28 protein-coding genes are annotated in these 26,801 nt (G+C 71.0%); 19 read left to right on the top strand and 9 right to left on the bottom strand.

Annotated elements, in window-relative coordinates; genetic code table 11:
- Positions 1-3 precede the first annotated feature (3 nt).
- The 8 genes from rapZ to MUB56_RS17675 all read left to right on the top strand — a co-directional run bounded on the left by rapZ (position 4) and on the right by MUB56_RS17675 (position 6,937).
- Positions 4-876 (top strand): RNase adapter RapZ, encoded by an 873-nt coding sequence (gene rapZ / locus MUB56_RS17710; RefSeq protein ID WP_244928329.1) that lies wholly within the window; start codon positions 4-6, stop codon positions 874-876.
- Positions 873-1,844: a uridine diphosphate-N-acetylglucosamine-binding protein YvcK gene (gene yvcK / locus MUB56_RS17705; RefSeq protein ID WP_244928328.1), complete on the top strand. Its 972-nt coding sequence runs from the start codon at positions 873-875 to the stop codon at positions 1,842-1,844. The genes rapZ and yvcK overlap by 4 nt, the downstream gene beginning before the upstream one ends.
- A gap of 72 nt (positions 1,845-1,916) precedes the next feature.
- On the top strand, positions 1,917-2,903 hold the full coding sequence (whiA, locus tag MUB56_RS17700) for a DNA-binding protein WhiA (RefSeq protein WP_244928327.1): 987 nt from the start codon (positions 1,917-1,919) through the stop codon (positions 2,901-2,903).
- A gap of 281 nt (positions 2,904-3,184) precedes the next feature.
- Positions 3,185-4,180: a type I glyceraldehyde-3-phosphate dehydrogenase gene (gene gap, locus MUB56_RS17695; RefSeq protein WP_244928326.1), complete on the top strand. Its 996-nt coding sequence runs from the start codon at positions 3,185-3,187 to the stop codon at positions 4,178-4,180.
- 3 nt (positions 4,181-4,183) lie between these two features.
- On the top strand, positions 4,184-5,398 hold the full coding sequence (locus MUB56_RS17690; RefSeq protein ID WP_244928325.1) for a phosphoglycerate kinase: 1,215 nt from the start codon (positions 4,184-4,186) through the stop codon (positions 5,396-5,398).
- A 78-nt stretch (positions 5,399-5,476) separates the two neighbouring features.
- Positions 5,477-6,268, top strand: a complete 792-nt coding sequence (gene tpiA, locus MUB56_RS17685) for a triose-phosphate isomerase (protein ID WP_244928324.1) — start codon at positions 5,477-5,479, stop codon at positions 6,266-6,268.
- A gap of 31 nt (positions 6,269-6,299) precedes the next feature.
- Complete coding sequence (gene secG, locus MUB56_RS17680; RefSeq protein WP_244928323.1) at positions 6,300-6,533, top strand: preprotein translocase subunit SecG; 234 nt, start codon at positions 6,300-6,302, stop codon at positions 6,531-6,533.
- Positions 6,534-6,577: 44 nt separating this feature from the next.
- Complete coding sequence (locus tag MUB56_RS17675; protein WP_280637304.1) at positions 6,578-6,937, top strand: RNA polymerase-binding protein RbpA; 360 nt, start codon at positions 6,578-6,580, stop codon at positions 6,935-6,937.
- A 166-nt stretch (positions 6,938-7,103) separates the two neighbouring features.
- On the opposite strand, the gene pgl is transcribed toward MUB56_RS17675, so the two are convergent.
- From pgl to tkt, 6 genes are all read right to left on the bottom strand, one after another.
- Positions 7,104-7,847: a 6-phosphogluconolactonase gene (gene pgl, locus MUB56_RS17670; protein ID WP_244928321.1), complete on the bottom strand. Its 744-nt coding sequence runs from the start codon at positions 7,845-7,847 to the stop codon at positions 7,104-7,106.
- Positions 7,844-8,782, bottom strand: a complete 939-nt coding sequence (locus MUB56_RS17665; protein ID WP_244928320.1) for a glucose-6-phosphate dehydrogenase assembly protein OpcA — start codon at positions 8,780-8,782, stop codon at positions 7,844-7,846. Before MUB56_RS17665 ends, pgl begins: the two co-directional genes overlap by 4 nt.
- 10 nt (positions 8,783-8,792) lie before the next feature.
- Positions 8,793-10,322, bottom strand: coding sequence for a glucose-6-phosphate dehydrogenase (gene zwf, locus MUB56_RS17660; protein WP_244928319.1), 1,530 nt, complete (start codon positions 10,320-10,322; stop codon positions 8,793-8,795).
- Positions 10,319-11,998 (bottom strand): glucose-6-phosphate isomerase, encoded by a 1,680-nt coding sequence (pgi, locus tag MUB56_RS17655; RefSeq protein WP_244928318.1) that lies wholly within the window; start codon positions 11,996-11,998, stop codon positions 10,319-10,321. Before pgi ends, zwf begins: the two co-directional genes overlap by 4 nt.
- Positions 11,995-13,101, bottom strand: coding sequence for a transaldolase (tal, locus tag MUB56_RS17650; protein WP_244928317.1), 1,107 nt, complete (start codon positions 13,099-13,101; stop codon positions 11,995-11,997). Before tal ends, pgi begins: the two co-directional genes overlap by 4 nt.
- A 73-nt stretch (positions 13,102-13,174) precedes the next feature.
- Positions 13,175-15,274 carry a transketolase gene (tkt, locus tag MUB56_RS17645; protein ID WP_280637303.1) on the bottom strand — a complete coding sequence of 700 codons (2,100 nt, stop codon included), beginning with the start codon at positions 15,272-15,274 and terminating at the stop codon, positions 13,175-13,177.
- Between the two features lie 99 nt (positions 15,275-15,373).
- On the opposite strand from tkt, the gene MUB56_RS17640 reads away from it, so the two are divergent.
- Positions 15,374-16,330 (top strand): heme o synthase, encoded by a 957-nt coding sequence (locus MUB56_RS17640; protein WP_244928316.1) that lies wholly within the window; start codon positions 15,374-15,376, stop codon positions 16,328-16,330.
- 90 nt (positions 16,331-16,420) lie between these two features.
- Here the strand turns inward: MUB56_RS17640 and MUB56_RS17635 are convergent, their stop codons facing one another.
- The 3 genes from MUB56_RS17635 to MUB56_RS17625 are packed head-to-tail and all read right to left on the bottom strand — an operon-like array spanning position 16,421 to position 19,094.
- Positions 16,421-17,362 carry a COX15/CtaA family protein gene (locus MUB56_RS17635; RefSeq protein WP_244928315.1) on the bottom strand — a complete coding sequence of 314 codons (942 nt, stop codon included), beginning with the start codon at positions 17,360-17,362 and terminating at the stop codon, positions 16,421-16,423.
- 2 nt (positions 17,363-17,364) lie between these two features.
- Positions 17,365-18,159 (bottom strand): ABC transporter permease, encoded by a 795-nt coding sequence (locus tag MUB56_RS17630; protein ID WP_244928314.1) that lies wholly within the window; start codon positions 18,157-18,159, stop codon positions 17,365-17,367.
- The gene (locus MUB56_RS17625) at positions 18,156-19,094 is read right to left on the bottom strand and encodes an ABC transporter ATP-binding protein (RefSeq protein WP_244928313.1); all 939 of its coding nucleotides are present in this window, start codon (positions 19,092-19,094) and stop codon (positions 18,156-18,158) included. Before MUB56_RS17625 ends, MUB56_RS17630 begins: the two co-directional genes overlap by 4 nt.
- Before the next feature lie 73 nt (positions 19,095-19,167).
- Between MUB56_RS17625 and MUB56_RS17620 the strand changes: the two genes are divergently transcribed.
- The 10 genes from MUB56_RS17620 to MUB56_RS17575 all read left to right on the top strand — a co-directional run bounded on the left by MUB56_RS17620 (position 19,168) and on the right by MUB56_RS17575 (position 26,614).
- Complete coding sequence (locus tag MUB56_RS17620) at positions 19,168-19,533, top strand: hypothetical protein (protein ID WP_244928312.1); 366 nt, start codon at positions 19,168-19,170, stop codon at positions 19,531-19,533.
- A 67-nt stretch (positions 19,534-19,600) separates the two neighbouring features.
- On the top strand, positions 19,601-19,957 hold the full coding sequence (locus MUB56_RS17615) for a hypothetical protein (RefSeq protein ID WP_244928311.1): 357 nt from the start codon (positions 19,601-19,603) through the stop codon (positions 19,955-19,957).
- Positions 19,958-20,005: 48 nt separating this feature from the next.
- On the top strand, positions 20,006-20,734 hold the full coding sequence (locus MUB56_RS17610; protein WP_244928310.1) for a helix-turn-helix domain-containing protein: 729 nt from the start codon (positions 20,006-20,008) through the stop codon (positions 20,732-20,734).
- Positions 20,731-22,149, top strand: a complete 1,419-nt coding sequence (gene sufB, locus MUB56_RS17605) for a Fe-S cluster assembly protein SufB (RefSeq protein ID WP_244928309.1) — start codon at positions 20,731-20,733, stop codon at positions 22,147-22,149. The genes MUB56_RS17610 and sufB overlap by 4 nt, the downstream gene beginning before the upstream one ends.
- A gap of 46 nt (positions 22,150-22,195) precedes the next feature.
- Positions 22,196-23,413 carry a Fe-S cluster assembly protein SufD gene (gene sufD / locus MUB56_RS17600; protein WP_244928308.1) on the top strand — a complete coding sequence of 406 codons (1,218 nt, stop codon included), beginning with the start codon at positions 22,196-22,198 and terminating at the stop codon, positions 23,411-23,413.
- On the top strand, positions 23,413-23,748 hold the full coding sequence (locus MUB56_RS17595) for a non-heme iron oxygenase ferredoxin subunit (protein ID WP_244928307.1): 336 nt from the start codon (positions 23,413-23,415) through the stop codon (positions 23,746-23,748). The genes sufD and MUB56_RS17595 overlap by 1 nt, the downstream gene beginning before the upstream one ends.
- On the top strand, positions 23,745-24,503 hold the full coding sequence (sufC, locus tag MUB56_RS17590; RefSeq protein ID WP_244928306.1) for a Fe-S cluster assembly ATPase SufC: 759 nt from the start codon (positions 23,745-23,747) through the stop codon (positions 24,501-24,503). The genes MUB56_RS17595 and sufC overlap by 4 nt, the downstream gene beginning before the upstream one ends.
- Position 24,504: 1 nt before the next feature.
- Positions 24,505-25,773 carry a cysteine desulfurase gene (locus MUB56_RS17585; protein ID WP_244928305.1) on the top strand — a complete coding sequence of 423 codons (1,269 nt, stop codon included), beginning with the start codon at positions 24,505-24,507 and terminating at the stop codon, positions 25,771-25,773.
- Positions 25,774-25,776: 3 nt separating this feature from the next.
- Positions 25,777-26,244, top strand: coding sequence for a Fe-S cluster assembly sulfur transfer protein SufU (gene sufU / locus MUB56_RS17580; protein WP_244928304.1), 468 nt, complete (start codon positions 25,777-25,779; stop codon positions 26,242-26,244).
- The gene (locus tag MUB56_RS17575; protein WP_280637302.1) at positions 26,237-26,614 is read left to right on the top strand and encodes a metal-sulfur cluster assembly factor; all 378 of its coding nucleotides are present in this window, start codon (positions 26,237-26,239) and stop codon (positions 26,612-26,614) included. The genes sufU and MUB56_RS17575 overlap by 8 nt, the downstream gene beginning before the upstream one ends.
- Positions 26,615-26,801 lie beyond the last annotated feature (187 nt).

The raw sequence follows: 26,801 nt of genomic DNA, 5'->3' as shown, positions 1-26,801 counted from the left end.
GGCATGGAGCAAGTCGCCCCGACCGGCGAGCTGGTCGTCGTCACCGGCATGACCGGTGCCGGTCGCAGCACGGCGGCCAAGGAGCTGGAGGACCTCGGCTACTTCGTGGTCGACAACCTGCCGCCGAGCCTGCTCAGCGACGTGGTCCGCCTGGTCGACGGCAGCCGCGGTCCGGGTCAGCCGATCGCGGTGGTCGTCGACGTCCGGTCCGGCTCGTTCTTCGGCTCGCTGCAGGCCAACCTCGCCCACGGCGCCAGCGGCCGCAACGCCACCCTGGTCTTCCTCGACGCCACCGACGAGGTGCTCGTCCGGCGTCAGGAGGCCGCCCGGCGGCCGCACCCCCTGCAGGGCAGCGGTCGGCTGCTCGACGGCCTCGAGCGCGAGCGCCGGGTCCTGGCCGACCTGCGCAGCTCCGCCGACCTGGTCATCGACACCAGCGCGCTCAACGTCCACCAGCTCACCGACCGGATCTCCGAGGCGTTCGGCACCCCCGACACGACGCAGCTGCGGGTCACCGTTCTGAGCTTCGGCTTCAAGTACGGCATCCCCGTCGACGCCGACTTCATCGCCGACATGCGCTTCCTGCCCAACCCGCACTGGATCCCCGAGCTGCGACCGGGCACCGGGAAGGACCCCGAGGTCGCCGAGTACGTCCGCAGCCGGCCCGGGGCCGAGGAGTTCCTGGACGGCTACGTCCCGGTGCTCACCGGGGTCGCCGAGGGCTACCTCCGCGAGGGCAAGCGCTTCATGCGGGTGGCCATCGGCTGCACGGGCGGCAAGCACCGCAGCGTCGCGATGACCGAGGAGATCGCGCGCCGCCTCAGCGAGCAGGGGTACGTCGCCCGCGCCGTCCACCGCGACCTGGGGCGGGAATGACCGGGCCGCGTGCCCAGTCGGTCGTCGCCTTCGGAGGCGGGCACGGCCTGCACACCTCGCTGCGTGCCCTGCGCCGACTCGTCGACGACCTGACGGTCGACGAGCTCACCGCGATCGTGACGGTGGCCGACAACGGTGGCTCCTCCGGCCGGCTGCGGGGTCAGTTCAACGTGCTCCCGCCCGGCGACCTGCGGATGGCACTCGCCGCCCTGTGCGGCGACGACGAGTGGGGCACCACCTGGTCCAACGTCCTGCAGCACCGCTTCGCCGGCGCCGGCGACATGAAGGGCCATGTGGTCGGCAACCTGCTGATCGTCGGGCTCTGGGAGCTTCTCGGCGACCACGTCGACGCCCTCGACCGGGTGGGGCGGCTGCTCGGCGCCAAGGGCCGGGTGCTGCCGATGGCGCTGACCCCGATGGACATCACCGCGGACGTCCGCGGCCTGGTCGCCGACGACCCGGACGCGCTGACCCTGGTGCGGGGCCAGGTCGAGGTCGCCACCACCGACGGGGTGATCGTCGAGATCGCGCTCGACCCGCCCGACCCCGAGCCCTGCCCGGAGGCGGTGGCCGCGGTCGAGGAGGCCGACTGGGTCGTCATCGGCCCCGGCTCCTGGTTCACCTCGGTCATCCCGCACCTGATGGTGCCGGCCATGCGCGACGCGCTGGTGCGCACCGAGGCCCGGGTGATCGTCGTGCTCAACCTCGAGGAGCAGGCGGGGGAGACCCCGGGCTTCGGCCCGGCCGACCACCTCTCGGTGCTGGCCGAGCACGCCCCCGACCTGCAGGTGCACACGGTCCTCGCCGACCGCAGCAGCGTCGGCGAGGACCTCCACGAGCTCCAGCAGATGGTGGCCGCCACCGGTGCCGCGCTCGTGGTCGAGGAGGTCGCCGAGCACGTCGGCTCGGCGCGGCACGACCCGGCGCTGCTCGCCGCGGCGTACGCCCGGATCCTGGAGCAGGGCTGACCTGAGATTCCGCTCACGGAGCCGTCCCCCTGGACGCCGGGGGTGATTGACGCGCGTGGCAGGATCGGCCGTATGGCGATGACGGCACAGGTGAAGGCGGAACTCGCCAGCACCCAGACCACCAAGACGTGCTGCCGCAAGGCCGAGGTCGCCTCGCTGCTGCGGTTCGCAGGCGGGCTGCACATCGTGAGCGGCCGGATCGTGGTGGAGGCCGAGCTCGACACCGGCGCCGCCGCCCGCCGGCTGCGCACCGACGTCCTGGAGGTCTACGGCCACCAGGCCGACGTCGTGGTGGTGCAGGGCAACGGCATCCGCAGGGGCAGTCGCTACCTGGTCCGGATCGCGCGCGACGGCGAGGCGCTGGCCCGGCAGACCGGGCTGCTCGACCAGCGCGGTCGACCCGTCCGGGGGCTCCCGCCGGCCGTGGTGTCGGGCGGCGGCTGCGACGCCGTCGCCGCGTGGCGCGGCGCGTTCCTCGCCCACGGGTCCCTCACCGAGCCGGGACGCTCGTCGTCCCTCGAGGTCACCTGTCCGGGACCGGAGGCCGCGCTCGCGCTGGTCGGTGTCGCCCGGCGGCTCGGCATCCAGGCCAAGGCCCGCGAGGTCCGGGGCGTGGACCGGGTGGTGATCCGCGACGGCGACGCCATCGGGCAGCTGCTGACCCGGCTCGGCGCGCACGAGGCGCTGATGGCCTGGGAGGAGCGACGGATGCGCCGCGAGGTCCGGGCCACCGCCAACCGGCTCGCCAACTTCGACGACGCCAACCTGCGCCGCTCGGCCCGCGCCGCGGTCGCCGCCGGCGCCCGGGTCGAGCGGGCGATCGAGATCCTCGGCGAGGAGATGCCCGACCATCTCAAGATGGCCGGTGCGCTCCGCCTGGAGCACAAGCAGGCCTCGCTCGAGGAGCTCGGGCAGCTGCACGAGCCGGTGCTCACCAAGGACGCCATCGCCGGCCGCATCCGCCGGCTGCTGGCGATGGCCGACAAGCGCGCCGAGGAGCTGGGGATCCCCGACACCGAGGCCTCGCTGACCCCCGACATGCTCGCCGAGGATGCATGAGCGGGGACGCGCCAGCGGACCCGCTGATGGTGGTCGAGCGAGCCGTGCGGCTGAGGAACGAAGCCGCAACCGGCGTGTCGAGACCGAGTCGGTTTCGCCGATGATCCATCGGGTGCCCAGGACGAAGTCCCGCGCACCCCGGGACCAACGCCCGTTACCCGCACGTACCCCGGGATGCCACGCTGGACCGGTCGGCCCGGCGTATAGGGTCGATGCGTGGTGGGTGCCCGGCACCCGCCGCCACCAGACCTGAACCCCCAGCGTCCCGAGGAGCAAGCGCAGTGACCGTTCGTGTAGGTATCAACGGGTTCGGCCGGATCGGCCGCAACTTCTTCCGCGCCGTGCGTGCGTCCGGTCTCGACATCGAGATCGTCGGCGTGAACGACCTGACCGACAACAAGGTCCTGGCCCACCTGCTGAAGTACGACTCGATCCTGGGCCGCCTCGACGCGGACGTGTCCGCGACCGACGACGCGATCGTCGTCGGCGGCAAGGAGATCAAGGCGTTCGCCGAGCGCAACCCGGCCGACCTGCCCTGGGGAGCCCTCGGGGTCGACGTCGTGGTCGAGTCGACCGGCTTCTTCACCGACGCCACCAAGGCGAAGGCGCACATCGACGCCGGCGCCAAGAAGGTCATCATCTCGGCGCCCGCGAGCAACGAGGACATCACGATCGTGATGGGCGTCAACCACGAGCAGTACGACGCCGCCGCGCACCACGTGATCTCCAACGCGTCGTGCACCACCAACTGCCTCGGCCCGATGGCCAAGGCGCTCAACGACGACCTCGGCATCGTCAAGGGTCTGATGACCACGATCCACGCCTACACGGCCGATCAGAACCTCCAGGACAACATCCACAAGGACCTGCGTCGCGCCCGCGCCGCCGCGCTCAACATCATCCCGACCTCGACCGGTGCCGCCAAGGCGATCGGTCTGGTCCTGCCCGAGCTGAAGGGCAAGCTCGACGGCTTCGCGCTGCGCGTGCCGGTCCCGACCGGCTCGGCGACCGACCTGACCTTCGAGGCCGGCCGCGAGACCACGGTCGAGGAGGTCAACGCGATCATCGAGAAGGCCGCCGACGGCCGGTTCCTGCGGTACTCCACCGACCCGATCGTGTCCTCGGACATCGTCACCGACCCGGCGTCGTGCATCTTCGACGCGCCGCTGACCAAGGTCATCGGCAACCAGGTCAAGGTCGTCGGCTGGTACGACAACGAGTGGGGCTACTCCAACCGGCTCGCCGACCTGATCGACTACGTCGGCAAGTCCCTCTGAGGCATGACTGACAACGGCACGCTCGCCTCGTTGATCGAGCAGGGGGTCCGGGGCAAGCGCGTCCTGGTCCGCTCGGACCTCAACGTCCCGCTCGATGGCAGCACCATCACCGACGACGGCCGGATCCGCGCCAGCGTCCCGACCATCCGCACCCTGGCCGAGGCCGGTGCGCGGGTGGTCGTGACGGCGCACCTCGGTCGTCCGAAGGGCGCCCCCGAGGACCGCTACTCCCTGCGCCCGGTCGCTGCCCGCCTCGGCGAGCTGCTCGGGCAGGACGTCGCCTTCGCGACCGACACCGTCGGGGAGTCCGCGCAGTCCACGGTCGCCGGCCTGGCCGACGGCCAGGTCGCGGTGCTGGAGAACGTCCGGTTCAACGCCGGCGAGACCAGCAAGGACGAGGCCGAGCGTGCCGCGTTCGCCGACCAGCTCGCCGCGCTCGCCGACGCGTTCGTCTCCGACGGCTTCGGCGTGGTGCACCGCAAGCAGGCGTCCGTGTACGACGTCGCGCAGCGTCTCCCGCACGCGATGGGTGGCCTGGTCGCCACCGAGCTCGACGTGATGAAGCGGCTCACCGAGTCCCCGGAGCGGCCGTACGTCGTCGTCCTCGGCGGCTCGAAGGTCTCCGACAAGCTGGGTGTCATCGACAACCTGCTCGACAAGGCCGACAAGCTGCTGATCGGCGGCGGCATGGTCTTCACCTTCCTCAAGGCCCAGGGCCACGAGGTCGGCAAGAGCCTCCTCGAGGCCGACCAGCTCGACACGTGCCGGGCGTACCTGGCCCGCGCCGAGGAGTCCGGCGTCGAGATCGTGCTGCCGACCGACATCGTGGTCGACACCGCGTTCCCGGCCGGCGACCGCACCCCGGAACCGCAGGTCGTGCCCGCCACCGAGATCCCCGCCGACGCGCTCGGTCTCGACATCGGCCCGGAGTCCGGGGCCGCGTTCGCCGCGGCGCTGGCCGACGCGCGCACGGTGTTCTGGAACGGTCCGATGGGTGTCTTCGAGGTCGCCGCGTTCGCCGAGGGGACCCGCGCGGTCGCCGAGGCGCTCACCCGGGTCGACGGTCTCTCTGTCGTCGGCGGCGGAGACTCGGCGGCGGCGGTGCGCGCCCTCGGCTTCGACGAATCGGCGTTCGGACACATCTCCACCGGTGGTGGCGCCTCCCTCGAGTACCTCGAGGGCAAGGAGCTCCCCGGCATCAAGGTCCTGGAGCACTAACCGCACGGGGGCTCCGCCCCCGTGGACCCCCACTGGGGCTCCGCCCCAGACCCCGACCGCCCCGACCTCAGGAGCATCATGAGCAAGCGCATCCCGCTGATGGCGGGCAACTGGAAGATGAACCTCAACCACCAGGAAGCGGTGGTGCTGGTCCAGAAGCTCGCCTGGACGCTGTCCGACAAGCGGCACGACCACGGCAAGGTCGAGGTGGTCGTCGTACCGCCGTTCACCGACCTGCGCTCGGTGCAGACCCTCGTCGACGGCGACCGGCTGGCGGTCAAGTACGCCGCCCAGGACGTCTCCGTTCACGACTCGGGCGCCTACACCGGCGAGATCTCGGCCGGCATGCTGGCCAAGCTGGGCTGCTCCTACGTCGTGGTCGGCCACAGCGAGCGTCGGGAGTACCACGCCGAGAGCGACGAGATCGTCAACGCCAAGGCCACCAAGGCGCTCGCGGCCGGCATGACCCCGATCGTGTGCGTGGGCGAGGGCCTGGAGGTCCGTCAGGCGGGCGAGCAGGTCGCCTACTGCCTCGCCCAGGTCACCGGCTCGCTGGCGGGGTTCACCGCCGAGCAGGTCGGCGGCCTGGTCGTCGCCTACGAGCCCGTCTGGGCGATCGGCACCGGCGAGGTGGCGACCCCCGAGGACGCCCAGGAGGTCTGTGCGGCCATCCGGAGCAGCATCCGGGAGACGCACGGAGACGCCGCCGCCGACGCCGTACGGGTCCTGTACGGCGGTTCGGTCAAGGCCGCGAACGTCGCCGGCATCATGGCCAAGGAGGATGTCGACGGGTGTCTGGTCGGCGGAGCGAGCCTGCAGGTCGACGAGTTCAGCGGTATCTGCCGCTTCTACGACATGCCGGTCCTCTGATCCGCGCGCGTGTGACGTAGGATTTATTCTCGTGACTACCGTCTTCACTGTCGTGCTCATGATCACGAGCGCCCTGATGATCCTCATGGTGCTCCTGCACAAGGGACGCGGGGGTGGCCTCTCCGACATGTTCGGCGGCGGCGTCTCCAGCTCCCTGGGTGGCTCGTCGATCGCCGAGCGCAACCTCGACCGCCTGACCGTCGGGCTCGGCGTGATCTGGTTCGCCTGCGTCATCGCGCTCGGCCTCCTGCTCGCCTACCCCTAACCAGTTCCCTCTCGGGACCTTCGAAGAGACAGGACACCGTCACTGTGGCTGGTGGAGGAAACGCCATTCGTGGAAGTCGGGTCGGCGCAGGCCCGATGGGCGAGGCGGAGCGCGGTGATGCCGCCCCGCGGCAGGCTGTGTCGTACTTCTGCTCGCGCGGGCACAGCGCTGTGGTGACGTTCGCGATCGAGGCGGTAGCGCCGGAGTCGTGGGACTGCCCCAAGTGCGGGCTCCCGGCCGGGCGCGACTCGGACAACGCCCCGCCCGCGAACAAGGTCGAGCCGTACAAGACGCACCTGGCCTACGTGAAGGAGCGCCGCTCCGACAAGGAGGCCCAGGACATCCTGGACGAGGCGCTCCAGCTGCTCCGCTCGCGGCGCAAGTCCGGCGACCTGATCTTCTAGCGGAGACGCGTCAGCGGATCCGCTGACGGTGGTCGAGCGACCCGCGTGTCGAGACCTCGTCCAGCTCTCGCGAGACGCCCGGGAGCGGGTCTCGATACGCTCGCTGGCGCTCGCTACCCGACCACCGACCTGCTCGCTGGCGCTCGCTACTCGACCGACGACATGCTCAGATCGCAGAGGCCGACTCCCGGTCGAGGAACCAGATGGTCTCCTCCAGCCCGGACACGCCGGCGGCGGGCACCAGGTGCGGGTCGACGGGGGCGTCGGCGGTGCCGGAGTGGGCGCGCGCGACCGCCGCGGCCTTGCCCTCGCCGCTGACCAGGAACCAGACCGACGCCGACCGGTTGAGGGCCGCGAAGGTCAGGGTGACCCGCTCGGGCGGCGGCTTGGGCGAACCGGTGACCCCCACGGCCACCTGGTCGGCGATGTCGATCGCTGGGTGGCCGGGGAAGAGCGAGGCGACGTGCCCGTCGGGACCCATGCCGAGCATCAGCACCTCGAACTGGCCGGCCCCGTGCTCCCGCAGCTCCGCGGAGTACGCCGCCGCAGCGGCGTCGACGTCGGGCGCGTCCTGGGTCGAGGGCATCTCGTGGACGTGCTCGGCCGGAACGCCCAGGACGTCGAGGAACGCGGCGCGGGCGTCGACCGCGTTGCGGTCGGGCGAGTCCGGGGCGACGAACCGCTCGTCGCCCCACCAGACGACGACCCGGGACCAGTCGACCTCCGAGCCGGGGGAGAGTCGGGCGATCTCGCGGTGCACGGCCTCCGCGATCGAGCCGCCCGTGAGCCCGAGGTGCGGGACCCGACCGGCGTCCTGGGCGTCGGCGAGCCGGGAGAGCAGCTCGCCGGCGACCGCGGTCGCCAGGTCGGCGGCGTCCGGATGGACCTCGATGCGGGGGGAGCTGGTCACGGGGAGGCCTTCTTCCGCTTCGTCGAGGACTGGGGGTGCTGGCGGGCCAGGTAGCGGGTGGTCGCGGCGTACACGTCGTCCTCGTCGAGGCGACGCAGCTCCTCGGCCAGCAGCTCGGGCCGGTCCCGGCGCTTGAGCGCGATCGGCCGGTCCGGACGCTCGGGGCTGGAGAACGTCGCGAGCTTGCCGTCCGCGCGGGAGATCCGGATCGGGCCCTCGCCGGTCTCCAGGACGACCTCGGTGATGCCCGGTCCGTCGGTGGTCCGCCGGTCCACGGAGACCCGCAGCCGGTCCGCGAGCCACGCGACGAGCAGGTCGGCGGACGGGCTGATCCTCTCGGCGGAGACCGACGCCGAGGTGACCTTGAGCGGGTGCTGGTCGAGCGCGGCCGCGAGCAGCGCTCGCCACGGGGTGATCCGGGTCCAGGCCAGGTCCGTGTTGCCGCGGACGTACCGGGCGCACTGGGTGTGGATGGCCTTGGTCCGGGCGTGGGTCGCCGCGGCCGCGTCGGTGATCCGCCGCTGGGCGAGCCGGCCGAGCGGGTCGGCGGCCGGGTCCTCCGGCGGGTCGGAGGGCCACCAGGCGGCGACGGGGGAGTCGGGCAGCAGCAGCGGGAGCACCACCGACTCGGGGTGCTTGACGACCTCGCCCTGAAGCCGGATCAGTGCGGTCTCCCCGGTCCAGCCGGAGCCGGTTCCGACCTGGGCGTTGACGACGCCGGAGCCGCGTCCGTCGCCCAGGATCACGCCGAGCACCCGGGCGGGGTGCTCGTGGGCGGCCTCGCGCGCGACGCGCATGGCCTCCTCGGCCTCGTCCTCGTCCACGACGATGACCAGGGTCATCACCATGCCCATCGCCGGGCTGCCGGCGCGGGTGCGGGCCCGGAGGAACTCCGCGGCGATCCCGGCCGAGTTGGTGTCCAGGAGCTCGATCATGTCGGCGTCCTCACGGTCGTCGCCAGACCCGGCCGTCGCGGGCCAGCATCTTGTCGGCCGATTCTGGGCCCCAGCCGCCGGACGGGTAGGCGTCGGGAGCCCCCTTCTTCGCCCACGCCTCGAGGATCGGGTCGAGGATCTTCCAGGAGAGCTCGACCTCCTCGCTGCGCGGGAAGAGCGGCGGGTCGCCCAGGAGTACGTCGAGGATCAGCCGCTCGTAGGCCTCCGGCGACGACTCGGTGAACGAGCCGCCGTACACGAAGTCCATGTTGACGTCGCGGATCTCCATCTGGGTGCCGGGCACCTTGGAGCCGAACCGGACGGTCATCCCCTCGTCGGGCTGGACCCGGATCACCAGGGCGTTCTGGGTGAGCTCCTCGGTGGAGTGCTCGCTGAACGGCTGGTGCGGCGCCCGCTTGAAGACGACCGCGACCTCGGTGACCCGGCGGCCCAGCCGCTTCCCGGTGCGCAGGTAGAACGGCACGCCGGCCCAGCGCCGGGTGGCGACGTGCAGGGTGACGGCGGCGTACGTCTCGGTCGTCGAGTCCGCGGCCACGCCCTCCTCGTCGTGGAAGCCGGTGACCTTCTCGCCGCCCGCCCAGCCGGCGGCGTACTGCCCGCGGGCCGTCGTCAGGTCGAGGCGGCGGGGCAGGACGACGGAGGAGAGCACCTTCTGCTTCTCGATGCGTAGGCTCTCGGCGTCGAAGGACGTCGGCTCCTCCATCGCCACCAGGGCCATCAGCTGCAGCAGGTGGTTCTGGATGACGTCGCGGGCCGCGCCGATGCCGTCGTAGTAGCCGGCCCGGCCGCCGATGCCGACGTCCTCGGCCATGGTGATCTGCACGTGGTCGACGTAGTTGGCGTTCCAGAGCGGCTCGAACATCTCGTTGGCGAACCGGATCGCCAGGATGTTCTGCACCGTCTCCTTGCCCAGGTAGTGGTCGATGCGGAACACGGAGTCCTCGGAGAAGACGCCGGCGAGGACCCGGTCGAGCTCCTGGGCGGAGGCGAGGTCGTGACCGAACGGCTTCTCGACGACCACCCGTCGCCACGAGCCGTCGGGCGCCTGGGCCAGGCCGTGCTCGTCCAGCTGACCGACCACGTCGCCGAAGAAGCCCGGCGGGATGGCCAGGTAGAACGCGTGGTTGCCGTCGGTGCCGCGGACCTCGTCGAGCTCCTCGATGGTGCGACGCAGCTGGGCGAAGGCGTGGTCGTCGTCGAAGTTGCCCGGGACGAACCGGAACCCCTCGGCCAGCTGCCGCCAGACCTCCTCGCGGAACTCGGTGCGCGCGTGCGCCTTCACCGAGTCGTGGACGATCTGGGCGAAGTCCTGGTCGGCCCAGTCGCGGCGCGCGAACCCGACCAGGCTGAAGCCGGGCGGCAGCAGGCCCCGGTTCGCGAGGTCGTAGATGGCCGGCATGATCTTCTTGCGCGACAGGTCGCCGGTGACGCCGAACAGCACCAGGCCGCAGGGTCCGGCGATCCGCGGCAGCCGCCGGTCGGCCGGGTCGCGGAGCGGGTTGACGTACGGCCTCGTCATCGGCGCCGGTGCTGCTGGTAGTAGGCGATCAGGGCCCGGGTGGAGGCGTCCTGCTCGGCGAGTGCGTCGGCGTCGCCGGTGATCGCCGGGCCGATCTGTCGGGCCAGCTGTTTGCCGAGCTCCACGCCCCACTGGTCGAAGCTGTCGATGCCCCACACGACCCCCTGGACGAAGGTGAGGTGCTCGTAGAGGGCGATCAGCTGGCCGAGGACCGACGGCGTCAGCTCCGGCGCCATGATCGACGTGGTCGGCCGGTTGCCGGCGAAGACGCGCGCGGGGACGACCGCCTCGTCGGTGCCCTCGGCCCGGACCTCCTCCGCGGTCCTGCCGAAGGCCAGCGCCCGGGTCTGGGCGAGGAAGTTCGCGAGGAACAGCTCGTGCACGTCCACGCTGCGACCGTCGACCTCGTCGACCAGGGGGTACGACGGGTTCGCGAAGGCGATGAAGTCGGCCGGGACCAGCCGGGTGCCCTGGTGGATGAGCTGGTAGAAGGCGTGTTGGCCGTTGGTGCCGGGCTCGCCCCAGAACACCTCGCCGGTCTCGGTCGTGACCGGCGAGCCGTCCCAGCGCACCCCCTTGCCGTTGGACTCCATCGTCAGCTGCTGGAGGTACGCCGGGAACCGGTGCAGCAGCTGCGCGTAGGGGAGTACGGCGTGGGTCTGGGCGCCGAGGAAGTTGGTGTACCAGACGTTGAGCAGGCCCATCAGGACCGGCACGTTGCGGGCGGACTCGGCGGTCCGGAAGTGCTCGTCCATGGTGTGGAAGCCGGCCAGCAGCTCGGCGAACCGGTCCGGCCCGATCGCGACGACCAGCGAGGTGCCGATCGCGGAGTCGAGGGAGTACCGACCGCCGACCCAGTCCCAGAAGCCGAAGGCGTTGGCGGGGTCGATGCCGAAGTCGGCGACCTTGTCGAGCGCCGTCGAGACGGCGACGAAGTGCCTGCGCACCGCGTCCGCCGCGTCGTGCCCGGCGAGCCCCTGGAGCAGCCAGGCCTTGCACAGCCGGGCGTTGGTCAGGGTCTCCTGGGTGCCGAAGGTCTTGCTCGAGACGATGAACAGCGTGCTGGCCGGGTCGAGCCCGGCGAGCGTGAGCGCGGCATCGGTGGGGTCGATGTTGCTGATGAACCGGCACTCGATGCCGTCGTCGGGGCCGTCCTGGCGGTACGCCGCGAGCGCCTCGTAGGCCATCACCGGCCCGAGGTCGGAGCCCCCGATGCCGATGTTGACCACCGTGCGGATCCGCTCGCCACTCACTCCGGTCCAGGCACCGCTGCGCACCTGGTCGGCGAAGGCGTAGACCCGCTGCAGCATGTCGTGGACGTCGGCGACGACGTCCTGGCCGTCGACCACGAGCGGCGCGTCGGCGGGACGCCGCAGCGCGGTGTGCAGCACCGCTCGGTCCTCGGTGACGTTGATGTGCTCGCCGCGGAACATCGCGTCCCGGCGCTCGGTCAGCCCGACCTCGTCACCGAGGTCGAGCAGGGCCGCCAGCACCTCGTCGTCGAGCAGCGCCTTCGAGAGGTCGACGGCCAGGTCGCCGGCGGTGAAGCCGAGCCGGCCGACCCGGTCGGGCTGCTCGGCGAACCAGGCCCGCAGGTCGGGCGCGAAGTCGGCGGCCAGCGCGCTCAGGCGCGACCAGGCGGCCGTCGTCGTCGGGTCCACCGGCGCGTCGGTCACCGGCCGGCCTTCTCCATCTGCCCCTCGACGGTCTCGACGAGCTCGGTCCAGGACTTCTTGAACTTGTCGACACCCTCGGTCTCCAGGACCACCAGGGCGTCCTCGAAGTCGATGCCGACGGCGGCCAGCGCGTCGAAGACCGCCCGGGCCTCCTCGCCCTTGCCGGTCACCTGGTCGCCCTCGACCACGCCGTGGTCGGCGAAGGCCTCCAGGGTCTTCTCCGGCATCGTGTTGACCGTGCCGGCCACCACCAGGTCGGTGACGTAGAGGGTGTCGGAGTAGTCGGGGTTCTTGACCCCCGTCGACGCCCAGAGCGGTCGCTGCGCGTTGGCGCCGGCTGCGGCCAGGACCGACCAGCGGTCGCTGGCGAGCACCTCGGTGAAGGCGGCGTACGCAACCCGGGCGTTGGCGACGGCGGCCTTGCCCTTCAGCGCGGTCGCCTCGTCGGTGCCGATCGCGTCCAGGCGGGCGTCGATCTCGCTGTCGACGCGGGAGACGAAGAACGACGCGACCGACCGGATGGCGCCCAGGTCGAGACCGGAGTCGCGGGCCAGCTCGAGGCCGGTGAGGTAGGCGTCCATCACCTCGCGGTAGCGCTGCTCGCCGAAGATCAGCGTGACGTTGACGCTGATCCCCTGGGCGATCGCCGCCGTGATGGCGGGCAGCCCCTCCTTCGTGGCCGGGATCTTGATCAGCGCGTTGGGCCGGGCGACCGCCGCCCAGAGGGCCTGCGCGGACGCGATCGTCCCCTCGGTGTCGTTGGCGAGATCGGGCTCGACCTCGATCGAGACGCGACCGTCGTCGGCCGTGCGCTCGGCGACCGGGGCGAGTACGTCGCAGGCGTTGCGGACGTCCTCGGTCGTGAGGTCGAAGATCACCCGGTCGACCGGCTCCCCGGCGGCGACGAGCTTGCGGACCTGCTCGTCGTACCGCTCACCGTTGGCGATGGCGCTCGCGAAGATCGTCGGGTTGGTGGTCACCCCCACGACGGCCCGCTCCTTGACCAGGTCGGCCAGGTTGCCGGTCTCGATCCGCTCGCGGGACAGGTCGTCGAGCCAGATCGACACGCCCGCGTTCGCGAGCGCCTCCAAGCGTTCACTCATGGGTTCCTCCTGAGTTCGTTGCTGGTGGGGTACCCGCGCGGGATCGGGTCAGACCCGCGAGGGGAGCGCAGGGTCAGCGGGCGACCCGGATGCTGTCGCGGGCCGCGTCGGCCACGGACTGAGCGGTGATGCCGTACTCGGTGTAGATCCGCGCGTAGTCGGCCGACGCGCCGTACTGGTCGATCGAGACGATCCGGCCGTGGTCGCCGACGTACTCGCGCCAGCCCTGCTTGACGCCGGCCTCGACCGAGACCCGGGCCTTGACCGTGGGCGGGATCACCGTCTCGCGGTAGGCGATGGTCTGGGCCTCGAACCACTCCAGGCAGGGCAGCGAGACGACCCGGGCCGAGATGCCGTCGGCGGCGAGCAGCTCGCGCGCCTCGACGGCCAGCTGCACCTCCGAGCCGGTGCCCATCAGGATCACGTCGGGCGTGCCGCCCTCGGCGTCGATCAGGACGTAGCCGCCCTTGGCGACGTCGTCGGTGCCGGCGAACCCACCCTCCCCGCGCGGGAAGACCGGGACGTTCTGCCGGGTCAGCGCGAGCGCGGCCGGACGGTCGGTGTGGCCCAGGATCGTCAGCCAGGCGGCGGCGGTCTCGTTGGCGTCGGCCGGACGCACGACGTCGAGCCCGGGCATGGCGCGCAGGGACGCGAGGTGCTCGATCGGCTGGTGGGTCGGGCCGTCCTCGCCGAGGCCGATCGAGTCGTGGGTCCACACGTAGGTGACCGGCAGCTTGCTCAGCGCGGCGACCCGGACCGAGCCGCGCATGTAGTCGGAGAAGGTCAGGAAGGTGCCGCCGAAGACCCGGGTCAGGGTGTCGGCCGCGATGCCGTTCATGATCGCGCCCATGCCGTGCTCGCGGATGCCGAAGTGCAGCACCCGGCCCTGGTAGGGGTCAGCGGTCCAGTCCCGGGTGGTCCGGCTGGCCGGCGCGAAGGACGGGACGTCCTTGATGGTCGTGTTGTTGGAGCCCGCGAGGTCGGCCGAGCCGCCCCACAGCTCGGGCAGCAGCGGGGCCAGGGCGTTGATGACCTTGCCGGACGCCGAGCGGGTCGCGACGCCCTTGGGGTCGGCCTCGAAGGTCGGCAGCGCGGAGGCCAGGCCCTCGGGGAGGGTGCGGGCCTTGAGCCGGTGCAGCAGCTCGGCCTTCTCCGGGCTCGCCTCGGCCCAGGCGGCGTACTGCTTGTCCCACGCGTCGCCCCACTCGGCGCCGCGGTCGCGGAGCGCGCGGGTGTGGGCCAGCACGTCGGCGGGGACGTCGAAGTGCAGCTCGGGGTCCCAGCCGAGGACCTTCTTGGTGGCGGCGACCTCGTCGGCGCCGAGGGCGCTGCCGTGGGCCTGCTCGGTGCCCTGGGCGTTCGGGGCGGGCCAGGCGATGATCGTGTCGAGCACGATCAGCGAGGGCTGGTCGATGACCTCGCGGGCGGCGGTGATCGCGTCGTAGAGCGCCGGCACGTCCTCGCGGTAGTCGGTGCCGCCGTTGGTCCAGTCCACGGTCTGGACGTGCCAGCCGTAGGCCTCGTAGCGCTTGGCGACGTCCTCGGTGAAGGCGATGTCGGTGTCGCCCTCGATCGAGATCCGGTTGCGGTCGTAGACGACCGTCAGGTTGCCGAGCTCCTGGGTGCCGGCGATCGAGGAGGCCTCGCCGCTGACGCCCTCCTGCAGGTCCCCGTCGGAGCACAGGGCGTAGACGTGGTGGTCGAAGAGGCTCTCGCCCGGCGCCGCGTCGGCGTCGAGGATGCCGTGGATGCGGCGGCCCGACATCGCCATGCCGACCGCGTTGGCGACTCCCTGGCCCAGCGGGCCCGTCGTGACCTCGACCCCGGCGGTGTGGCCGAGCTCGGGGTGGCCCGGGGTCTTGGAGCCCCAGGTGCGCAGCGACTTGAGGTCCTCCAGCTCCAGCCCGAAGCCGCCGAGGAAGAGCTGCGTGTAGAGCGTGATGCTGGAGTGACCGCAGGACAGCACGAAGCGGTCGCGGGCGACCCAGCTCGGGTCGGACGGGTCGTGCCGCATCACCTTCTGGAACAGGAGGTAGGCAGCGGGAGCGAGGCTCATCGCCGTGCCGGGGTGGCCGTTCCCCACCTTCTGGACCGCGTCCATCGCCAGCACCCGGGCCGTGTCCACCGCCTTCTCATCGAGGTCGGTCCAGTCCAGTCCAGCAGCAGTGCTCACGGGGTTCCTCTCCGGGGGAATCAGGCACCGCCGAGACTACTCAAGGCCCGCGATAGACTCACACTCGCTCCACGCTCCCGAGATCTGCTGAGGACACCTGTGACGTACGTCGGCCAGCCGGCCCCTGCTGCCCTGCAGGATGACTCGGGAGACTCTCACCCCCGGGCCTCGTTCCGCGACGTCGTCGCGGCGTACGTCGGCCTCACCAAGCCGCGCGTCATCGAGCTGCTGCTCCTGACCACGGTCCCGGTCATGTTCTTCGCCGACCGGGGCATCCCCCCGCTCGGGCTGGTCGCGGCCACGGTCGTCGGCGGCACCTTCTCGGCGGGCTCGGCCTCGGTCTTCAACTGCGTCTACGACCGCGACATCGACGAGCAGATGCGGCGTACCCGCCGGCGGGCACTGCCGCGCCACATCGTCTCTCCGCGGGCGGCGCTGATCTTCGGCTTCCTGCTCGCGATCGCCTCCACCGCGGTGCTGCTGGCGTGGGTGAACCCGCTCTCGGCGGCGCTGTCCCTCGGCGCGAACGCCTTCTACGTCTTCGGCTACACGATGCTGCTGAAGCGGCGTACGACCCAGAACATTGTCTGGGGCGGGCTCGCCGGCTGCTTCCCCGCGCTGATCGGCTGGACGGCCGTCACCGGCGAGCTCTCCTGGGTGCCGGTCGTGCTGTTCGCGGTGGTGTTCTTCTGGACCCCGCCGCACACCTGGTCGCTGGCCCTGCGCTACCGCGAGGACTACGCCAACGTCGACGTCCCGATGCTGCCGGTCGTCGTGCCCGCCCAGGAGGTCGGTCGCCAGATCGTGCTCTACAGCTGGGTGATGGTCGCCACGTCCCTGCTGCTGTGGCCGGTGGCCGGCACGAGCCTGCTCTACCCCGCCATCGCCGTCGTGCTCGGCGCGATCTTCCTCGTCGAGGCGCACCGACTCTGGGGCCGCACCAAGGGCACCGAGGACCTCTCGACGATCCAGCCGATGCGGCTGTTCCACCACTCCAACCTGTATCTCTCGCTGCTCTTCGTCGCGGTCGCGCTCGACCCGCTGCTGACCCGCTGACGCTGCTTCCGCCGAGTCGGCAGTAGCCGCACGCAGTTGCGCGTCGAGTCGGCAGCAACCACTGCCGACTCGGCACTGAACGTACGGCGCTCAGCCGTGCTGGCGGCCGGTCGCCCAGGCGAGCAGCCGCCCGGTGTCGGGCTGCACCGGCTCGTGCGCACGCACCGCGAGCCAGACCCGGGAGAAGCCGGCGGCGAGCAGGCCGGCGCCGAGCATGTGGATCGCCACGAGCAGCTCGGGCAGGTCGAGGAGGTACTGGCTCCAGCCGACGAGGCCCTGCAGCAGCTCCAGGCCGAGGAGCGCGCCGACGACCACGGTGAGCCACCGGTCGCCGCGGCGTACCGCCACGACCAGCAGGGCCACGGTCAGGGCGAGCAGCAGGTAGACGGAGGCGGCGTGCACGTGCGAGATCACCCGCGGGGTGAGTCCGTTGCGGACCGCCTCGGCGTCGCCGGCGTGCGGCCCGGCGCCGGTCACCATGGTGCCCAGGTAGAGCACCACGCAGCCGACGACCAGCACCGCGGTGGCCAGGGCGCGCGGCAGCGGGGGTGCGGCGGCGCGGGCCGGGCTGCGCAGGTGGTCGAGGAGGGCCAGGCAGACCATCACCATCAGCAGCGAGGCCACCAGGTGCAGCGAGACCACCCACGGGTTGAGGTCGGTGAGCACGGTGACGCCGCCGATCACCGCCTGCAGCGGTACGCCGAGGGCGACGATCGCGCTGAGCCGGATCGCGACCCGGTCGCGCGAGCCCCAGGCCGCGAGGAAGCACAGCACCGCGATGGCCACCAGCACGAAGGTGAGCATCCGGTTGCCGAACTCGATCACGCCGTGGACGCCCATGCTCGGATGGGTGACGTAGGACTCCTCGGTGCACCGGGGCCAGGTCGGGCAGCCCAGGCCGGAGCCGGTGAGCCGGACCGCGGCGCCGGTGACGATGAGGCCGAGGTTGGCCAGCAGGTTGGCGACGGCGAGCGGCCACAGCCACGCCGCGAGCCGGCCGGTCACCGTGCGCACCGGCGTACTCAGAGACATCGTCACTCCCACTTGAAGGTTCGGGCCGTCAGCACGGCGCCGAGCACGGCCCAGCCGGCCAGCACGGCCAGCCCGACGGGGTCGACGGCACCATCGAGCAGGGCCGAGCGCATGCCGTCGCCGAGCGCACCGGAGGGCAGCCAGCGCACGACGTCGCCGAACGCGCCGTACGCCGTCGACGGGAGTACGACGGCCCCGCCGGCCATCAGCAACAGGTAGACGAGGTTGGCGGCCGCGAGGGTCGCCTCAGCACGCAGCGCGCCGGCCACCAGCAGCCCCAGCGAGGCGAACGCGGCGGTGCCGGCGACCACGGTGAGCAGCACACCCACGACCGACACCTCGGGCTCCCAGCCGAGAGCGAGTGCGACGGCGGTGATGACCAGGCCCTGGAGGACCTGGACGAGCAGCAGCGCCCCGACCTTGCCGGCCAGCAGGCCGATGCGGGGGAGCGGTGAGCTGCCGAGGCGCTTGATCACGCCGTACCGGCGCTCGAAGCCGGTCGCGATGGCCAGCGAGGTGAAGGAGGTCGACATCACGGCGAGCGCGAGGACGCCGGGGGTGAACTCGTCGATCGGCCGCCCGGAGAGCTCGAGGTCGATCCGGTCGGCGCCCTTGACCGCGGCGAGGAGCACGATCACGGGGATCACGACGGCGAGCAGCAGCTGCTCACCGTTGCGGAGCATCAGCCGCGCCTCCATGGACGCCTGCGCGAGCACCTGCCGGTGCAGCGGGGCCGCGCCGGGGCGCGGGGTGAAGGTGCCCTTGCCGGTGCTGTTGCCGATGCTGGGGGTGGTCACGTCGCCAGCTCTCGTCCGGTCAGCTGGAGGAACACGTCCTCCAGGTTGCGTACGCCGAGGGTCAGCGACTCGGGAAGCACGTCGTTCTCGTCGCACCAGCGCGACACCTTGGCCAGCGTCGAGGCGTCGGCGGGGCCGGTGACGAGCAGGCTGACGTCGTCGAGCTGGGTCACGACGATCGCCTCGCCGAGGGCGACGCGCAGTGACTCCGGCGCTCCCGGCGGGAACGGCCGGCTGACGACCAGCCGGATCGTCGCGGTGCTGCCGCCGCGGGTGAGCTCCAGCGGTGAGCCGGACGCGATCAGCTGGCCGTGGTCGATGATGTGGATGTGGTCGGCGAGCCGCTCCGCCTCGTCCATGTAGTGGGTGGTGAGCACCACGGTGACGCCGTCGCCGCGCAGCTCCTCCAGCAGCTCCCAGGTGGTGCGGCGAAGTTGCGGGTCCATCCCGGCGGTGGGCTCGTCGACGAAGACGACCTCGGGCCGACCGACCAGCGCCATCGCCAGCCCGACCCGCTGCTGCTGGCCCCCGGAGAGCCGGCGGTACGGCGTCCGTCCGCAGTCCGCCAGGCCGAGCCGCTCGGACAGCATCTCGACGTCGAGCGGGTGGGCGTGCAGCTTCGCGATGTGGCGCAGCATCTCCATGGCGCGCACGCCGCTCCAGGCGCCGCCGCCCTGCAGCATCACGCCGATCCGGGGGAGCAGGTCGCGGCGCTGCTTCACCGGGTCCAGCCCGAGCACCCGGACCGAGCCGCGCTGCGGCTTGCGGTAGCCCTCGCAGGTCTCGAGGGTGGTGGTCTTGCCGGCACCGTTGGGACCGAGGACGGCGGTGATGGAGCCGCGGCCGACGGTCAGGGAGAGGTCGTCGACGGCGACCTTGTCGCCGTACCGCATCACCAGGCCGTCGACGACGACTGCAGGGGCGGCGTCTGACACCGGGCCAGTGTAGGAAGTCGCTCCCGGCGCCTCGGCGCTCGGGGTCGGGAGCCGACCCCCTACCGTTCTCCACGTGAACGTCTGGGTCCTGGGACTGGTGCTGGTCCTCACCGGCGCGGCCGCCGTGTGGACGGTCGTGATGATCGTGCGCGACCAGAGCCCGCCGAGCGACCCGTACTTCGCCCTGCTCGGGGTGCTCGCGCTGGTCCTGCTCGGTCAGCTCGTCGGCGGTTGCATCGCCCTGGGCGCGACCGACCGGGACATCGAGGGCGTGACCTTCGTGTCGTACCTGTTCACGGCGCTGCTGATGCTCCCCGTCGGGGCCGCGCTGGCCCTGGTCGAGCGCACCCGCTGGGGGACCGGCGTACTGCTCGTCGCGCTGCTCGCCGTGGCTGCGTGCGAGGCGCGCCTGTGGACGATGTGGACCGCCGGTGCCTAGCGCGGGGGAACGTCAGAGGGATCGGAGCGCGGACCTGTCGTCGGGCCCCGGGCGGATCCTGGTCGCGGTGTACGGCGTGTTCGCGGTCGCGGCGACCGGCCGCTCGCTGGTCCAGCTCGGGGTCGACGCGGACCGGGCGCCGCTGGCGTACGGACTCTCCCTGCTGGCCGCGGTCGTCTACCTGGTCGCCACCACCTGCCTGCTGCTCGGTGGTCGGCGCGCCTGGCTGGCCGCCGTCGCGGCCTGCACGGTGGAGGCGGTCGGCGTCCTGGTCGTCGGCACGCTGAGCTACCTGGCCACCGACCTGTTCCCGGACAAGACGGTCTGGTCGCACTTCGGGCAGGGCTACGGCTATCTGCCGCTGCTGCTCCCGTTCGCCGGCCTGGCCTGGCTGAGACACTCGTCACCCTCCCGCGTGGGGTAAGGGTTGCCTTGCTTGAAGCGGGCAAAGCAATAACGGCACACTGGTGTTGTGGAATTCGACGGGACGCACGACGAGCCGACGCGTGAGCGCGTGGCCCGGTCGATCCTCGTCAACGGTCCCTCCACCGCCGCGGCGCTCGCCGAACGGCTCGACCTGACCCCCGCCGCCGTCCGTCGACACCTCGACCAGCTCGTCATCGACGGTGCCGTCGAGGCTCGCGACCCGCGCAGCGGGGTGGCGCGCGGCCGGGGCCGGCCGGCCAAGGTCTTCGCCCTCACCGAGGTCGGGCGCGACCGCTTCGACCAGCAGTACGACGACCTGGCCGCTCTGGCGCTGCGCTTCCTCGCCGAGACGGCGGGCGACGACGCGGTCCGGGAATTCTCCAAGCGCCGGGTGGCGTTCATCGAGGAGAGGTTCGCGGGGGTCCGGCAGGCCGACCCGTCGCTGTCCCCGGCCGAGGTGCTTGCTCGGATCTTCACCGAGCAGGGGTACGCCGCGTCGGTGAAGAACCTGCTCCCGATCAACGGGCACAGCGTGGGGGAGCAGCTGTGCCAGCAGCACTGCCCCGTCGCGCACGTCGCCCACGAGTTCCCCCAGCTGTGCGAGGCCGAGACCGAGGCGATCAGCCGCGTGCTCGGCCGCCACGTGCAGCGGCTGGCCACCATCGCGCACGGCGACGGGGTGTGCACCACGTGCATCCCGACCGTGCCCGCCGAGGCCGAATCCACGAACGAGACGCCCATGACCACCGAGAAGAAGGAGCAGGTCGCCACATGACCTCCATCGAGGAACTCAACCCGGAGCTCAAGGGCATCGGTCGCTACGAGTTCGGCTGGTCCGACACCGACACTGCCGGTGCGGGCGCCAAGCGTGGACTCAGCGAGGAGGTCGTCCGCAACATCTCCTCACTGAAGAGCGAGCCGCAGTGGATGCTCGACCAGCGCCTGAAGGGCCTCAAGCTCTTCCACCGCAAGCCCATGCCGACCTGGGGCTCCGACCTCGGTGGCATCGACTTCGACAACATCAAGTACTTCGTCCGGTCGAGCGAGAAGCAGGCCGCGACCTGGGACGACCTGCCCGAGGACATCAAGAACACCTACGACAAGCTCGGCATCCCGGAGGCGGAGAAGCAGCGCCTCGTCTCGGGCGTCGCCGCGCAGTACGAGTCCGAGGTCGTCTACCACTCGATCCGCGAGGACCTCGAGGAGCAGGGCGTCATCTTCGTCGACACCGACACCGCGCTCCGCGAGCACGAGGAGATCTTCAAGGAGTACTTCGGCACCGTCATCCCGGTCGGTGACAACAAGTTCTCCGCGTTGAACACCTCGGTGTGGTCGGGCGGCTCGTTCATCTACGTGCCGAAGGGCGTGCACGTCGACATCCCGCTGCAGGCCTACTTCCGGATCAACACCGAGAACATGGGTCAGTTCGAGCGGACCCTGATCATCGCCGACGAGGACTCGTACGTGCACTACGTCGAGGGCTGCACCGCGCCGATCTACTCGTCCGACTCGCTGCACTCCGCGGTCGTCGAGATCATCGTCAAGAAGGGCGCCCGGGTCCGCTACACGACGATCCAGAACTGGTCGAACAACGTCTACAACCTCGTCACCAAGCGCGCGACCTGCGAGGCCGGCGCCACCATGGAGTGGGTCGACGGCAACATCGGCTCCAAGGTGACGATGAAGTACCCCGCCATCTACCTGATGGGCGAGCACGCCAAGGGCGAGACGCTCTCCATCGCGTTCGCCGGCGAGGGCCAGCACCAGGACGCCGGCGCCAAGATGGTGCACGCGGCGCCGCACACCTCCAGCTCGATCCTGAGCAAGTCGGTCGCGCGCGGCGGCGGCCGGACGTCGTACCGCGGCCTGATCCAGGTCAACGAGGGCGCGTACGGCTCGAAGTCCAACGTGCTGTGCGACGCGCTGCTGGTCGACCAGATCAGCCGCAGCGACACCTACCCGTACGTCGACATCCGCGAGGACGACGTCTCCATGGGCCACGAGGCGAGCGTCTCGAAGGTCTCCGACGACCAGCTCTTCTACCTGATGTCGCGCGGCATGGAGCAGGACGAGGCGATGGCGATGATCGTGCGCGGCTTCGTCGAGCCGATCGCCAAGGAGCTGCCGATGGAGTACGCCCTCGAGCTCAACCGCCTCATCGAGCTGCAGATGGAAGGTGCGGTGGGCTGATCCAGCCCCCGCTCCGCCCGTTCACCCGATCAAGAAAGTACGCGTAGTGACTGTGACTGATGCTGCCCGCGAGAGCGTGGAGTCGGCCCTCGAGCAGGGCCCGGTGGGGAGCCACCTCAACCCGCCCCCGTCGTACCTGCTCGGGGACCACCCGCTGCCCACCGGCCGGGAGGAGATCTGGCGCTTCACGCCGCTGAAGCGGCTGCGCGGGATCCTCGACGGCGAGGCCTCGGCCGACCATCTGACCTGGGACACGTCCCTGCCCGCGGGGGTGACGCTGACCGAGATCACCGGCGAGCAGGCCCGCGAGCTCGGCGAGCTCGCTCCCAACGACCGGCCCTCGGCGCTGGCCGCGGCCAACGCCGGCGGTGCGCTGCTGCTGGACGTGCCGGCCGATCTGGAGCTGACCGAGCCGATCGTGCTGCGCCTGCACGGGAAGTCGGTCGAGGACCTGGTCTGGGGACAGCTGGTGGTGCGCGCCGGCCGGTTCTCGAAGGTCACCGTCGTGATCACCCACACCGGCTCGGCCCGCTACTCCGCGATCACCAGCGTGCTGGTGGGCGACGGCGCCGACGTCAACGTGCTGACCCTGCAGGACTGGGACGACGACGCGGTCCACCTCGGTCGCGACGCGATCCGGGTCGGCCGCGACGCCAAGGTGCGCCACACCTCGGTCTCCTTCGGCGGCGACCTCGTGCGGATGCACGCGAACGTCGAGTACGCCGCTCCCGGCGGCGAGGCCGAGCTGCTCGGCCTGTACTTCGCCGACGACGGTCAGCACCTGGAGCACCGGCTCTTCGCCGACCACACCGCGCCCAAGACCAAGAGCCACGTCCTCTACAAGGGCGCGCTGCAGGGTCAGGGCGCGCACACGGTGTGGATCGGCAACGTCTTGATCCGCAAGGTGGCCGAGGGCATCGAGACCTACGAGGAGAACCGCAACCTGGTCCTCTCCGACGGCTGTCACGCCGACTCGGTCCCGAACCTGGAGATCGAGACCGGCGAGATCGCCGGCGCCGGGCACGCGTCCGCGACCGCCCGCTTCGACGACGAGCAGCTGTTCTACCTGCGCTCGCGCGGGGTCTCGGAGAAGGAGGCGCGCCGCCTGGTCGTGCACGGCTTCTTCAACGACCTGATCCGCAAGATCGGCATCCCCGACATCGAGGAGAAGCTCCTCCAGACCGTCGAGGCCGAGCTGGCGAAGAACGTACTTCGAGACGCCTCGTCCGTCGGCTCCTCAGCACAAGTCGAAGCTGAGGTCTGATGCCGTTCGAGCGCGCCTGCGCCCTCGCCGACGTACCCCTCGACGAGGGGCTGGCCGTCGATATCGGTGCCTACACGCTCGTCATCGCCCGCAACGGTGACGAGGCGTTCGCGCTGCAGGACCTCTGCTCGCACGCCGCGGTCGCGCTCTCGGAGGGCGAGGTGTCCGACTGCCAGATCGAGTGTTGGCTGCACGGCTCCCGCTTCGACCTCCGCACCGGCAAGCCCACCGGCCTCCCGGCCACCGAACCCGTCGCCACCTTCGCCGTGGAGGTCCGCGACACAGACGTCTATGTCGACATCACCACCACCCTGAACGGAGTCACCCCCTCATGAGCACTCTTGAGATCAAGGACCTGCAGGTCTCGGTCAGCACCGACGACGGCCCGAAGGAGATCCTCAAGGGCGTCACGCTGACCATCAAGGACGGCGAGACGCACGCCATCATGGGCCCCAACGGGTCCGGGAAGTCGACGCTGGCCTACTCCATCGCCGGTCACCCCAAGTACGACATCACCGGCGGCACCGTGACCCTCGACGGTCAGGACGTCCTCGCGATGTCGGTCGACGAGCGCGCCCGCGCCGGCCTGTTCCTGGCGATGCAGTACCCCGTCGAGGTCCCCGGCGTCTCGGTGTCGAACTTCCTCCGGACGGCGAAGACCGCCATCGACGGCGAGGCCCCGAAGCTCCGCACCTGGGTCAAGGACGTCAACTCGGCCCTCGAGAAGCTCAACCTCGACCCGACCTTCGGCACCCGCTCGGTCAACGAGGGCTTCTCCGGTGGCGAGAAGAAGCGCCACGAGATCGCCCAGCTGGAGCTGCTGAACCCGAAGGTCGCGGTCCTCGACGAGACCGACTCCGGCCTCGACATCGACGCGCTGAAGATCGTCTCCGAGGGCGTCAACCGGTTCCGGGCCCAGGAGGGCAAGGGCGTCCTGCTGATCACGCACTACACGCGGATCCTGCGCTACATCGAGCCCGACTTCGTGCACGTCTTCGTCAACGGCAAGATCGCCGAGCAGGGCGGGCCCGAGCTCGCCGACCAGCTCGAGGCCGAGGGCTACGACAAGTACCTGAAGGCCGGCGTCTGAGATGACCACCACGCAGCTCTCCGGACTCCTCCCCGAGCTGGAGGTGATCCGCGCCGACTTCCCCATCCTGTCCCGGACCGTCGCGGGCGGGCTGCCGCTGGTCTACCTCGACAGCGCGAACACCTCGCAGAAGCCGCAGGTGGTCATCGACACGATGGTCGACCACCTCGAGCGGCACAACGCGAACGTCGCGCGGGCCATGCACACCCTGGGCGCCGAGGCGACCGAGGCGTTCGAGGGGGCGCGCGACGTGGTCGCGCGGTTCCTGAACGCGCCGAGCCGCGACGAGGTGATCTTCACCAAGAACGCCTCCGAGGCGCTCAACCTGGTCGCGAACACCCTCGCCTGGGCGGGTCCGCTCCAGCTCGGCGAGGGCGACGTCGTCGTCACCACCGAGATGGAGCACCACTCCAACATCGTGCCGTGGCAGCTGCTCACCGAGCGCACCGGCGCGACGCTGAAGTGGTTCGGGATCACCGACGACGGCCGGCTGGATCTGTCGAACATCGACGAGCTGATCACCGAGCGCACCAAGGTCGTCACCCTGACCTGGGTCTCCAACATGCTCGGCACCATCAACCCGGTCGCCGAGATCGCCCGCCGGGCGCACGAGGTCGGCGCCATCGTCGTCGTCGACGCCTCGCAGGCGGCCCCGCAGCTGCCGGTCGACGTGGTCGCCAGCGGCGCCGACGTACTCGTCTTCACCGGGCACAAGGTCGTCGGGCCGACCGGCATCGGCGTGCTCTGGGGTCGGCGCTCGGTGCTCGAGCAGCTGCCGCCGTTCCTGGGCGGCGGCGAGATGATCGAGACCGTGCGGATGGAGCGGTCGACGTACGCCCCGATCCCGCACAAGTTCGAGGCCGGCACCCCGCCGATCGTCGAGGCCGTCGGCCTCGGCGCCGCGCTGGAGTACCTCACGCACATCGGTCTCGACGCGATCCACGCCCACGAGCAGACGGTCACGGCGTACGCCCTCGAGGGGCTGGCGACGATCCCCGGCCTGAGCGTGCTCGGCCCGCTCGACGCCGCTGACCGCGGAGGTGCGATCTCCTTCGAGATCGCCGGCGTGCACCCGCACGACATCGCCCAGGTCCTCGACTCGCGCGGCATCGCAGTGCGGGCCGGTCACCACTGCGCGAAGCCGGCGCACGCCCGGTTCGGGGTGCAGAGCTCGACGCGGATGTCGTCGTACTTCTACACGTCGCTGGCGGAGATCGACGCGCTCGTCGCAGGCCTGGAATACACCCGCTCCTACTTCAAGTTGAGTTGAGAGATGAGCCAGGAACTCGATGCGCTGTACCAGGAGATCATCCTGGACCACTACAAGAACCCGCACCACAAGGGCCTGCGTGAGCCGTTCCAGGCCGAGGTGCACCACGTCAACCCGACCTGCGGCGATGAGGTCACGCTGCGCGTGCACGTCGCTGACGGCTTGGTCGCAGACGTGTCGTACGACTCCGTCGGCTGCTCGATCTCGCAGGCCTCGGCCTCGGTGCTGACCGATCTGGTGATCGGCAAGTCGGTCGAGCAGGCGATGTCGATCCACGAGGAGTTCCTGACCCTGATGCAGGGCAAGGGCACCGTCGAACCGGACGAGGACGTGCTGGAGGACGGCATCGCCTTCGCCGGCGTGGCCAAGTTCCCGGCGCGCGTGAAGTGCGCACTACTGTCGTGGATGGCCTGGAAAGACGCCACCGCCCGATCCCTGGAGGGCACAACAAATGGAGCATGGCATGGCTGAGCCCACCGCTGTCGACCACAGCGACCTTCCCGACGTCCCGGAGGCCACCGGCGGAGTCTCGACCGTGTCGGTCGACGACGTCACCGAGGCGATGAAGGACGTCGTCGACCCCGAACTCGGCATCAACGTCGTCGACCTCGGCCTGGTGTACGGCGTACACCTCGACGAGAGCAGCAACGTCGTCATCGACATGACGCTCACCTCGGCGGCCTGTCCGCTGACCGACGTCATCCAGGACCAGACCAACGGAGCCCTGGAGGGCCTGGTCAACGACGTCGCGATCAACTGGGTCTGGATGCCCCCGTGGGGCCCGGACAAGATCACCGACGACGGCCGCGAGCAGTTGCGAGCCCTCGGCTTCAACGTCTGAGGCGCGTCGGCCAGCCTGACGCGCTCTGCGCGTCAGGCGGACCGGCGCGACCCGAAGAGGTCGAGCGAGCCCCGCGTGAGCCTGCGAAGCCGCGACGGGCGTGCCGAGACCAGTTCCCGCTCTCGCACGTGGCCCCACCGGCAGCCCCCGCCGAGTAGGCAGTAGTTGCTGCCGACTCGGCGGGCAA

This window comes from Nocardioides sp. W7 (genome assembly GCF_022919075.1).
Lineage (GTDB): Bacteria > Actinomycetota > Actinomycetes > Propionibacteriales > Nocardioidaceae > Nocardioides.
Note: the sequence above shows the minus strand (reverse complement) of the source record. Positions and strands in the feature narration are given on the sequence as shown.